At 37.7% G+C, this 11,825-nt stretch carries 12 protein-coding genes; 4 read left to right on the forward strand and 8 right to left on the reverse strand.

Translation table 11 applies throughout. The annotated features are described in order from the left end of the window. Positions 1-186: 186 nt before the first annotated feature. On the reverse strand, positions 187-1,305 hold the full coding sequence (locus H5187_RS21810) for an efflux RND transporter periplasmic adaptor subunit (protein ID WP_182798361.1): 1,119 nt from the start codon (positions 1,303-1,305) through the stop codon (positions 187-189). A 2-nt stretch (positions 1,306-1,307) separates the two neighbouring features. After that, positions 1,308-1,721, reverse strand: a complete 414-nt coding sequence (locus H5187_RS21815; RefSeq protein WP_182719601.1) for a GtrA family protein — start codon at positions 1,719-1,721, stop codon at positions 1,308-1,310. A 130-nt stretch (positions 1,722-1,851) separates the two neighbouring features. Here H5187_RS21815 and H5187_RS21820 point away from each other — a divergent pair, with 130 nt between their 5' ends. Genes H5187_RS21820 through H5187_RS21835 form a run of 4 tightly spaced genes read left to right on the forward strand, consistent with a single transcriptional unit; the run spans position 1,852 to position 6,201 of the window. After that, positions 1,852-2,850: a glycosyltransferase family 2 protein gene (locus tag H5187_RS21820; protein ID WP_182719600.1), complete on the forward strand. Its 999-nt coding sequence runs from the start codon at positions 1,852-1,854 to the stop codon at positions 2,848-2,850. Beyond that, a complete protein-coding gene (locus tag H5187_RS21825; protein ID WP_182740895.1) occupies positions 2,843-4,300 on the forward strand; it encodes a glycosyltransferase family 39 protein in 1,458 nt (485 codons plus the stop codon). The genes H5187_RS21820 and H5187_RS21825 overlap by 8 nt, the downstream gene beginning before the upstream one ends. After that, positions 4,281-4,958, forward strand: coding sequence for a response regulator transcription factor (locus H5187_RS21830; protein WP_182719598.1), 678 nt, complete (start codon positions 4,281-4,283; stop codon positions 4,956-4,958). The genes H5187_RS21825 and H5187_RS21830 overlap by 20 nt, the downstream gene beginning before the upstream one ends. Then, entirely contained in the window at positions 4,951-6,201 is a 1,251-nt protein-coding gene (locus H5187_RS21835; protein WP_182740896.1) for a HAMP domain-containing sensor histidine kinase, read from the forward strand. The genes H5187_RS21830 and H5187_RS21835 overlap by 8 nt, the downstream gene beginning before the upstream one ends. A gap of 40 nt (positions 6,202-6,241) precedes the next feature. Here the strand turns inward: H5187_RS21835 and H5187_RS21840 are convergent, their stop codons facing one another. The 6 genes from H5187_RS21840 to H5187_RS21865 all read right to left on the reverse strand — a co-directional run. Further along, a complete protein-coding gene (locus H5187_RS21840) occupies positions 6,242-7,522 on the reverse strand; it encodes an IS4 family transposase (protein ID WP_310737027.1) in 1,281 nt (426 codons plus the stop codon). A gap of 255 nt (positions 7,523-7,777) precedes the next feature. Beyond that, positions 7,778-8,233, reverse strand: coding sequence for a thiol-disulfide oxidoreductase DCC family protein (locus tag H5187_RS21845; RefSeq protein ID WP_182719595.1), 456 nt, complete (start codon positions 8,231-8,233; stop codon positions 7,778-7,780). Further along, a complete protein-coding gene (locus tag H5187_RS21850) occupies positions 8,230-9,126 on the reverse strand; it encodes an HTTM domain-containing protein (protein ID WP_182719594.1) in 897 nt (298 codons plus the stop codon). Before H5187_RS21850 ends, H5187_RS21845 begins: the two co-directional genes overlap by 4 nt. A gap of 2 nt (positions 9,127-9,128) precedes the next feature. After that, positions 9,129-9,488 (reverse strand): hypothetical protein, encoded by a 360-nt coding sequence (locus H5187_RS21855; protein ID WP_220491396.1) that lies wholly within the window; start codon positions 9,486-9,488, stop codon positions 9,129-9,131. A gap of 170 nt (positions 9,489-9,658) precedes the next feature. Next, positions 9,659-11,221 (reverse strand): serine hydrolase, encoded by a 1,563-nt coding sequence (locus H5187_RS21860; RefSeq protein WP_182719592.1) that lies wholly within the window; start codon positions 11,219-11,221, stop codon positions 9,659-9,661. A gap of 28 nt (positions 11,222-11,249) precedes the next feature. Continuing rightward, on the reverse strand, positions 11,250-11,825 hold a 576-nt coding region (locus tag H5187_RS21865; RefSeq protein WP_182785341.1), incomplete at its 5' end, for a hypothetical protein.

The raw sequence follows: 11,825 nt of genomic DNA on the forward strand, positions 1-11,825 counted from the left end.
CAAGCGTCAGCAGGTAAACGACGCAGCTAAATTGAATAACCCAAGTCGTTGGTCAGGAAAGTCACGAGATTGGTCAATGATAAACGAAGTAAATTTGAATCCTGAGAAAAAAGAAGAAATGCGGGTGGCATAAAATTTAACTTGAGGCGACAACTAACTTGAAAAACTCCGCTTTACTATTTTTCATTACAGCTCTCCGTTGCTAATATCAGCTTTCAATCCATTTTTAGCACCAGACACTTTGTTTTTTACTATAGACATCCCTTCCTCTAGAATATTTTTGATTATGATACTCTCTTTATTTTTCCAAATTACGTTAACCCTTTTCGAAAACAATTGATTGTTCTTATCGACGAGCCAAATCTTGTCGCCATCAATAGAAGATAAAGGAACTTTAAGTACATTTTTAAAAGTAGGTAAAGTTAGCTCTGCGGCCACAAATTCATTTATCATCAGCGTTCCACTGTCATTATCTACAGTTAGATAAACACTTTGTAGTTGGCTAGTTAGCGCTTGTGTTGGAGGTATTTGAGATATATGGGCATTAAAAAATGTATTATCGTCTCGATAAACCTTAAACCGCTGACCAATAGACAATACTGAAGCAACATCGTGAGGTATTGATAAGCTTACCCTAAGCTCAGAGAGTTGAGCAAAAGTACCAATCTTATCTCCCTTTTTAACAAAGTCGCCTTGGTAAGCGCTCTTTTCTAAAACGACGTAGTTTTCTTTAGATTGAAATTTACAACGTTCTAAATTTTTTTTTGCGAGTTCTAGGTTGCTTGTTGCAATTAAAATATTAGCTTTAGCTATTTCTAATTGAGGCTTTCGCAACATTAATGATTCTTGTAGTTTTAAATTAGGGCTGTCTTTTTTAGGTCTAACCCTTTTGTATTCACTTTTCGAAAAGCGTTGCTCACCGAGCTCAAGCTTTAAGTTAGCTTCTGCTACTTTAAGCTCTCCCAATCGAGCTTGTAGCTGGTTTTTATAGTCCTCATCATCAATATGATAAATAGTTTCACTCCTATTTACTCGACTACCAACTTCAAAATTATTATTAAGGAATAAAATTTCACCTTCGACTTGTGCAAATAAAGTTAGAATATTTGGTGTTTCTATTCGGCCATAAGCTTGATAACTGGGTGTAAATTCTTGAGGTTTAGCCTTTAATATATTGACTACTAAAGCTTTGTTATTACTGGATGATAAAGGCAGTTTTGGAGGTGTTGCCAAAATAATTAATGCACAAATTGCTACGCTAAAAGTAATAAGAACAGTGATTATTTTCACTTTATTGACTTGCATTTCTAGTCCCTAATTTTATTGAGAAGGAAGTTGTTTTTTCTTTCGTTAGAATTTTTAGTAAATACAAACCTATTAGCTAAAAGGTAGTTACTTACCAAACCGGCCATAATTCCTAAGCAAAAAGCGAAGTGAATTAAGAAAAGCTCTTTGGCTATCCAAAAAACTATTAAATTGATTACGCCAGATAAATGAGCTGCGAACATGTGCTTACTCCATTGTTTTACAGCGCTTTCATAAGCCTGGTTATTGAAGGTGTAAACTCTATTACCTAACCATGTTGTGCTAGCTGCTAGCCAAAATGCTATTGCGCGTGCGGTTATAATTGAATCGATATGATTTACTAAAATAAAAAAAATAAAACTATCAACAATGAACCCTGCACCTCCTACAAAACAAAATTTTTTTAGTTGCTGCATTATTAAGCATTAAATAATTAATCGTAGAGCCATTATTAATTAGAAGATGTCTATAAATTGTCTTGATGCATTGACTTTTTATAGACTCAGGTTGTTTTAAGCTTGCTTTGTAAAATTATTGGAGAGCTTAATGAAACTGGTCGAACACCCTAAGTCTGTTAATGAAGATATAACGCTGAGCATCATAGTGCCTGTTTATAACGAGCAAGAAATGCTGCCTATCTTTAATCACCACCTATCGAAAGCTCTAAGCTTGTTATTAAACGAGCATGTGGAAGTCATTTATATTAATGATGGAAGTACTGACGATAGCTGGAATGCAATGTCAAATTTAACCAATCATTATGCCGATATTGAATGCATTAACTTAAGTCGTAACTTTGGTAAAGAAGCCGCGATGACCGCTGGTATAGATAATGCTAGAGGTGAAGCTATTATTTTATTGGATGCTGATTTACAAGATCCACCTGAACTTATTCCTAAAATGCTAAATGCATGGAAACAAGGTTTTGATGTTGTAAATATGAAACGGTCATCCCGCTTAGGTGAGTCACGCTTAAAACGTTGGAGCGCTCACATTTATTACAGGTTACTTGACCATTTATCTGAGGTTCCATTACAAAAGGACGTAGGTGATTTTAGGCTATTAAGTAGAAGAGTTGTTGATGATATAAAGAAATTATCAGAAAGAAGCCGCTATATGAAAGGAATTCTTTCATGGCCAGGATATAAGCAAACAACAATTAGTTTTGAGCGTCCTGAACGCGTTGCAGGAGAGACAAAGTGGTCTTTCTTTCAGCTGGTAAAGTTAGGCCTATCTGGCATTACAGCTTTTAGTGTAAAGCCTTTACAAATATCGACCTGGGTCGGCACTTTAATATCTACATCCGCATTTTTTTATGGCTTATGGGTTGTTGCCAAGACTCTATTCTTTGGAGAAACCGTTGCGGGTTACCCTTCGATAATGTTGACCCAGTTATTCTTAGGGGGAGTTCAACTGATAGCTATAGGCGTCTTAGGTGAATATATTGGACGTATTTATGCTGAGACCAAAGGGCGTCCTATATATTTAATAATGGATAAACAAAGCCAAAAGAGTCAGAACGGCATGGTGAAAAAACATGGCTGATAAAATAAATTCTACAGTATATTGGGCTTTAGCAATTATTATTTCCTTGATCGCTATAAGGCTTGTCTCACTAGGACTTTTCCCTCTCTACGATACAACTGAGGCTAGGTATGGGGAAATGGCTCGTATCATGGTAGAAACTCGTAACTGGGTTACCCCTCAGTTTGATTACGACGTGCCATTTTGGGGGAAACCTCCAATTCAAACCTGGCTGAGTGCCATTAGTTTTAATTTTTTAGGTATAAATGAGTTTACTGCTCGTTTACCTCACTTATTGTGTGGTTTATTAACCTGTTACTTGGTCTTTCGATTCACATTATCCCTGACGAATTTAAGTAAAAGTGTTTTATCTATATTGGTGCTAGTTTCTAGCTTAGGGTTTATCGTTGCTATTGGCATGGTTATGACGGATAGTGCTTTGCTTCTTGCTTATACCCTTGCAATGTTTAGCTATTGGCAATGCTATGCTCAAAAAAACCAACTTTATGGCTATTTATTTTTTGTCTCTTTAGCGCTCGGTATGCTAATTAAAGGACCTGTTGCTGTCGTGCTTATAGGGATTTCACTCGTTGTTTGGAGCGCTTGGCAAGGCTGCTTTAAAGTAGCTATAAGACGCTTGCCTTGGGTAAGTGGGATGTTCGTTTTTTTAGGTCTAACTTTACCTTGGTACATTCTAGCCGAAATACGTACTCCGGGCTTTTTAGAATATTTTATAGTTGGTGAACATATTCAGCGATTCCTTGTATCTGGATGGGAAGGCGATCTTTATGGCACAGCGCACGTTAAACCTAGAGGTACAATTTGGTTTTATTGGTTACTGTGCGCAAGCCCTTGGTCATTTTTAGCTTTAGGACTACTATTCAAAAAAGAAAATATTAAAAAAGCACTTAGAAAAGAACCCGACCAGCCAAATATAAATAAGTACCTTATTTGTTGGGTGATTTCGCCACTATTACTATTTACTTTAGCTGGTAATGTGTTGCCAATCTATGTGCTACCTGGTTTTAGTGCATTAGCTATACTGATAGCCTTAAACATAAAATTTACTAAGCTATGCAATTACTTGGCTTTATTTACGGTTTTAACCTTAATAGCTATGTTAAGTGCACTGCTAAAGGGTGCATGGGAGCACAAAAGCGAACATAAGCTACTCGAATTACATCAAAAATCGTTTAAAGAAGCCCCTTTGTATTATTGGAATAAACGCCCATTTAGTGGACAGTTTTATTCAAATGGTAGAGCTAAACAAATAAATGAAAAAGCATATTTACGAGACTTAGTTAACAGTAGTGGAAAAATATATATTGCTATAAAGCAGGACGAGTTTATTATTTTTAAAGATTTATTTGACGCTCATTGTGTTGTTGAAGAAAAATCCACTGTACGTTACCTATTAGTATGCAACGATAAATTTGAAAATAAGGTGTCTATTGAAAATTCTACTGATTGAAGATTGTCATACTGTTGCCGAAGTTATATTTGATTACTTTGAAGGTTCAGAGTTTGAATTAGACTTTGCAGCGACAGGCACGTTAGGTCTTGCATTAGCTCAGTCAAACAACTTTGACTGTATTATTTTAGATATAATGCTTCCCGGTATTGATGGTATAACAGTATGTCATCGGCTTAGAGCGGAAGGATATGATACTCCTATCATAATGCTTACGGCCAGAGATACCGATAGTGACATGTTACAAGGGCTCAAAATAGGAGCTGATGACTATATAGTCAAACCTTTTAATTTAGAACTTTTGGAAGCTAGAATAATAAATGCTGTTCGAAGGAGTTCAGGAAATGGCTTTGCAAAAACAGTTATTTTCGGTCCTGTTACAATTAATCTCAAAACTTGTCAGGTCTGGAGAGAAGGGAGTGAAATCAAACTGACCCCAACTTGTTTCAAAATTATGAAGCTTTTAATAACTAAAGCACCCAATGTAGTTTCTAGGCAAGAGATAGAGGATAGTATTTGGGGAGATGAGCTACCTGATAAAGACATACTTAGAAAACACATATACCAATTGAGACTCAAAATCGATAAGCCTTATGACAAAGATGTTATAGAAACTATACCTAAAACAGGATACAGATTGAGTGAGTGTAATGTTTAAAAGTAAACCAATTAGTCAAATAATTATAAAAGTATATCTATTGGGCGCTTTGATATTATTAGCCTTTTATGGATGCTTATTTTATTACACGGTGTTGTACACTGAAAATCAAGCCAGTGAACAGCGTTTGGCACTAAAAGCTCCCTATCACCTAAAACTTTTTCAAAAAAGCGAAAATACAAAAATAAAAATAAAAATAGATCCGATATTAACAATCTATAATACGTATGAAATTTTACCAAAAAAAATTAAAGATAAAATTAACGTCGACTGGCTGGGTATCCAAAGTATTCATTTTGATGACGACAGTGAATTCACTGTATTTGCGCAAAAAATAAAAATTAATAATGATGAAATTACTGCTTATGCCATTGAGGATGTCGACCAAATAGAGTGGGACGATACATACTTTGCAATTTTCCAAATTATGATACTTTCTTCAGGTGTGATTTTATTCATTGGCTCTGCATTTTTTATTATTAAAATGGCAAAGCGGATAAGCTCTCCGTTTTCAGAGTTAGCTGAAATGCTTGAATATGATTCACATGAAGTTAGTAAACCTTTATCTGTTAATGGAAAATTATCTTTTGAGTTAGAAATGATGCTTGCTAGCATTAATAGCTATCGTAAGCGAATATATTCTGCATTTATTAGGGAGCAAACTTTTACTAGGTATATTAGTCATGAACTACGTACTCCTATGACGGTGATTCGAGGCGGTGTAAGTGTTTTAAGACGAGCAAATAATGATAAGACTACAAAGCAATTAACTAGAATAGATGATGCTGTAATAGAAATGGAGCAGTTAACTCATATTTTCCTATTACTTGCTAGAGACGAAGTTTCAAATACCAGTAACGTTTCAATATCAGACACGTTTATCGACAAAATAGTTAAGAACTTTTCCCCTACTATCAAAGCAAATCAAGTAAATTTCCATTATGACATACAGAATGAATTTTCATTACATGCGCACCCATTACTATTTTCAGCAGTAGTATGTAACTTATTAAAAAATGCTATTAATTGCAGTATTGAAGGTAGTGTAAATTTATTTATTTCTGAACAAAGAATAGATGTTATTGATGATGGATTAGGCCTAAATGAACAACCTCGCGGCTATGAAGGGTTTGGTATAGGCCTCAAAATTGTTCAAGATATATGTGAAAAATACCAGTGGACATTTAACATATCAAATAATATGGAAAAGGGCTGCACCGCTTCAGTGATTTTTAAAACTTAGGGGATTAAATTTATGCTAATCCACCCTCATAGCTTAGTTCTTAAGGAACACAGATCGTGTGACTTCCTATTTTAAAACGGCACATGTCATTATTTTTTTCAATGGATTGCCGCTTACAATTTACCGCTAGTAGCTTAAGTACACGGTGTACCTTACGATTACACTGTGTTTGCTCTATGCAATCCAGAATATCATCCAGCCAAAGATAACTGCACTTACTCGCTCTAAATGTCGAGATCGCACACTTAAATATCGTCGCTGCACTATGGCAGATAAACCGCTTGATAAGTGTTTGCAGTATGCTCAGCCAAACCAGCGATTCTGCAATGTGTGGGTCTCTTGTGATGAATCCCTTAAGGTTATTCCATGACTTTAGCTCTTTGAAAAGTAACTCGATTTGCCAACGAGTCGCGTATATATCGAGTAACTCATCAAAGTTAAACTGTGTTTCTTTTAAATTAGTAACAAGGAAAACAGGGCGTTTTTCATCGGGTAGATAAATAAGCCTGTACTCGGGTCCATTTTTCTTCCAGCGTACTGTTAACTCAAGTGGCTGACTAGCACACTTTTTGAGCAATGTTTTGAGTTTAATATGCTTTTCTTTAAGCTCTACGCCCGCGCAATAAGCAGATGTGACGGTTGGGTTGATGTTTTTATTCGCTCTAACCAAAAAGTAGCCGCCATCTTGAGATACTTGCTCAAAGTAATCTAAATCAAAATACCCTGCATCAGCAAGTAATAACGTATCTCCAAGTGTGTGACTACCCGGTAAAAAGGCTCGCTCGGTTTCAACATCAGGACGGATATCTATTTCACAAGGCTGTTCGTTAAATAGGTCATAAGTAAGATGTAACTCAATTGCGGCAGGACTTATCGCAGTAAAGCGACCAGCAAAAACCGGAGCTAATTCATCATGTAGAGCAAATGAAGAGCCATCTTGCAATAACACTCGCAATATTCCTCGCTGGGTAAAAAAGGTTTTATCCAGCGTGTTTACAGTCAATTTAGACATCGCTTGAATAACGAGTTCACGGACTAGCTCAGTCAAGGCAGGTTTTCGAATTTGATTATGAAAAGGTTTATAACTTATCGTGCAATTGGCCTGCGTTCGCAGGTTCTGATGGATATCTGACAAGTTAGCGTCTTGCAGGCAAGATAAGCTTTTGAACACAGCTTTGAGCAGAGAAACGATCGACAGGCAACGGTGTCGAACTTGAAATCCGGAGGTTTTTGCAAGCTCAATGAGGTGTTTTTCTGAGATAAGGGCTTTTAATTGATTTGAAACTTGGTTAATCTGCATGTGAACTCTGTTTTTGGTCATGTTTTTATTGGCGTAACTATTTGATCATTAACAGAGTTCAACTTCAAGTTTTCTTAAGATCCAACCTATGAAATATCCTTAGTACAATTATAGGTTAGATACTAAGAAAATCTTAGCATAATATAATTTATAGCTAAGGTTCAAATAGAAACTCCAATATCTCTAATGAAGTTCTGTCTTTAGATTAATCCGATCAAAGGGAGGAGCGTCCAACTTAATTAACATAGTCTAAGAAAGCAGGTTGATGCAATTGAGCTACTCGATTATCCTCTTCTGCAAGGCTGGGTCTGTGATTGTGCAAATATCAGTCCTTCCCATCATGCGATAGCGATTTTTGGCTATCCATCTGTAAAGTTTATTTTGCATCGAAATAGGTAATATCCTCAAAACTGTCAATAAACTCCCTAACCCGCCAAGCCGCTCACCCACTTTGATAATCGCTTCCATTGAATAGTAGGGTTTACCATTTTCTAGATATAACCAACTTTCAGGATTATCAGGAGATAGTCCGTAGTGGCGTAAAACACTACTTCCAAGTAGGCTACCAACTGGGCAAATCAGAAACTCCTCATCTTTGTCAAGTTTGGCAATCAGGCGGGCGCCTTTAGAGCATGCACCACAGGTCCCATCAACAAAAACTATGCAGCCAGAATCTTTAAATTTAGGCACTTCAGGTGACTCCCTGTGAGACCAAGCTTTCAATTTAGTCATGTTATTAAGCTTATTGCAGATGTTATGACTGCGGGGCTAATAAACAATATAAGTACAGACATCATATACAGACTGAATAGGTGGATATTCAGGAAAATCATAAAGCTCAAATGCATTAACATCGCTCCGCCGACAAACCAAGGACTCAACTCTGTGATCCATAGACCAGGTGCCAGTAATAGCTCAAAGATAAGAACTCCCCAGGTCATTATCTGAACCAAAGATTTCTTGAGTAAAAAGTTAGGAAACTTAAACAGTCGATACATATCATTGGACACAGCGTAATAAATAGCTGTACCTTCTCGCCAAGTTTTACCTTTCAATTTCCAATACATGGTATTGAAGTATATAAAACACAGCTGGATCTGCATCAATCTTTGTGCCCAAGGAGCCTGCTCGGCAGGAGAGTTATTTAAATTTTCGGGTAGATTAAATAGCAGAGCATCGAGTGACAGCGTATTTCCGCATGGTGTAAAAATAAGCAAGAAACACATCACTTTTGCCACTGCATCGCCTCCATTCGTTAAATGATCGGTACGACTTACAATTGAACGCGTGGTAATATATGCGAGTACGGCACTCAGCGGTGTTAAAAAACCTATAATCAACATGATGATGGCAGTGAGGTGAACAGCCATAATGAGCTGTGCAGACCTCATTGTTCCCGGTAAATACAAGAACAAAGACATTGATACGCCACCTGCTCGTTTAACATATCTATTATATTCAGTCAGGCCTGCTGGCCCCAAATAAAGCTCTGCTCGGTTTTGCAAATATATGGCATCAGTCAATAACACGCAGCCAAAAATAATGCGAAATACCGCGATCGGATAAACAGAGATTGGAGCAAAGAAAAAATTGTTCCACGCTTCAAGTAAAGTTTCAATAGGCATGTTTAGTCCTCACCAAGGTATGGATGAAAAGTAAATATTAGCTCTTTTTTAGCCTCCAAAATTTCACTCTGCGCTTCAATTGGAGGTGTGTCGCGAACGATGCGGAAAAGCTCTATTTTGGTCCGTTTGACCCTGCTTTTGTAAGTGCGTTGTATATATTCAATAAAATCGCGTTTTATTTGTTTGTCAGCCTTGTTTGCAGTGACTTGAAAATAAAACTTCAAAACTTTTTTATACTTTAGTTTTTCCCAAATTTTTAGTTCGTTATAAGGGATTGGTTCCCAGTTCGATTTTGAACCGTCTTCGTGGGTGAAAACTACCATTGGCCACATGTCTCTCATGGGGGGGTCTGGTGTAAACATAGTCCACTCAACATTTAAGCCTATCCAAGCGAATGGCCGGTACACTTTAGGGATGAAATAACGTCGTATGGCATTGTGTCGTTCACAATCCCAGAAAAAAAACCAAAACAAAATTACTATAATAAACAGGTTAGTTAACCCATGTATAAATAGTTCAATGTAGTATGCCACTAGTAAACCTCAGTTGTTTTTAAGAATGAATGATCAGATAGAGTCAGTTGCTGCAATGTGGTAGAGAACTTTACGAGCTCTGAGGGAAAAGGCCCTCCGACTTGTCTAAATAGAGTTCCTTTAACATTCTTCAGGAGTGCTTCTTTCCACGGGGAGTAAGCGACGTATAACTGACCACCTCGACTATAGATAGCGATGCGACCAACTTGATTATTGCTATATACACCCACTAACGCGTCATAGTTTTTGCCAGAATGGCGCTCAAAGGCGGTGTGTGTACTTTGGCAAAACTGATGAGGCCCAGCGTTAATCCAAGTAGTGCCACCGGACGTTTGGATAGACCAAGGGTATTTTGCCAATCTACCATTTTCTGTAATTAACCCTCGCTGACCTTTAGCGATAACTCGAGACAAAACGTCAGTGCCAACAGCCGCTTTTAACTCGCCTTCTTTTAGTACAATTTTTAATGTGGTACCTTGGTGATCGAAATACTCACCTACTAAAGCGTTTTTATCTGCAGGGGAGTGACTTAGCTTTACGTCTGTATTTCGTGTTAAGTAATGACTGGCAAATTCATTTATTATGTGAAACAGTTCATCTCCAGCTGAGGCTCTATTGACTATAGCGACCAATGCAAAGCCTTTTTCTGGCACCATATAAATTACACAGCTATGGCCTAAGTGTTCAGCTGCTTCAAATACTAAATTTCCCAGCTTTGAGCTAGCAAACAGTAACCCCATACCCCGAGAAATGCCATTGTCAATAGAGTTGTGGCTAGTAAACAGTAAATTGAGACTGATTTCAGTTAATAACTTTGTTCCATTGCATCTTCCACCTGTAATTAAGCATTGAAGTAGCTGCATGATGTCACGCGTATTAGAATGCATATCTGACGATGACGGCGGCGTACTAATTAAGGGCATTGGTTCACATGTAAACGGTGACTTACTGGCCTTAGTAAAGCAGGACAGCTGATGTGGCCTAGCAAATATCAAATCAGGTTCAGGTACGCCGAAGCCTGTACTTTTCATATCTAGCGGCAAAAAGATGGTTTTTTTAACAAAAAGCGTATAAGGCGTCTGAGTAACCAGCTCAATAATTTGGCCTAATAAAACAAAGCCCAAGTTTGAATATTTAATCGGGTTACTGTCACGTTTTCCAAGTGACATGAGGTCTCTATTGTTTAAGGTTGCTGCTATTTCTTCTTCACTTGGGGAAGAACCAATAAAAGCACCTCTAGGTAAACCTGCTGTATGCATCAACAGATCTTTTACGGTCACTGGTGATTTTTGACTTTGAGCCCAGTGGGTTTTTTTTAGGTAAGATAAGTACTTTGTTGCAGGCGCGTCGAGTTCTAGCTGTTGATTATCACATAAAATAAGCACAGCGATTGCTGTAATCAACTTGCTAATAGAGCCTACCTTATTAATAGCGTCGCTGCCAAAGGTAGACTCCGTAGCAAGCTCAGACATTTTATCATGTTCTATCAGGCGTACGCTCATAGAGGGAAACCCCATCAGCACTTTGCCATCTTGTAGATATTGATATAGATTAGAATCCATTTTGTCTTTCGCTCGCTAGATGGCTTATTTAGGTAAACTCAAAGCTGGCTACACTATTGAAAACATTAGCTTCAGCAATTACAGCCACTGCTGCAGAGGGGCTACCTGAGATATCAAAGCTGCCCATGTAATCAAGCATACTTGGAATTCCCGCAGTATTTGTTACGTTGCTAAGACCACTTTTAAGCGCTTTTTGATTTCCCGCATCCCAGCTCTTTTCAAAAGTCACCGCATCTACAGCATTATTGTCTTTTTTACCCAAGTTTTGAGCATAAGACAAAACCATGTATTCCTGAGCATCACGCTGATTCGCGTTGTTTACTTTAGGGCAATCACTAGAAGCGGCAGCATCACATGGGTACGTTTTTAGCATTTCTGTCTTAAGGGCACTCCAATATGTAGATGGAGTTGATTCACTACTGGGTTTGTTACTGTTTTTCAATGCATTAGCAATTGCTTCATTTGCTTTCTCTAGTGCTGTTCCAGCTAGAATTAGAGCTAGGTTTTTCAGCCTAGATGAAGATGCCGCGTTCAAGCCACCTTCTGCGGCAGCATCAGCAGCAGCATCAGCGGCAGCATCAGCAGCGGCATCAGCGGCAGCATC

This window comes from Pseudoalteromonas sp. SG44-1 (assembly GCF_014164315.1).
In the GTDB taxonomy this organism is placed as follows: domain Bacteria; phylum Pseudomonadota; class Gammaproteobacteria; order Enterobacterales; family Alteromonadaceae; genus Pseudoalteromonas; species Pseudoalteromonas rhizosphaerae.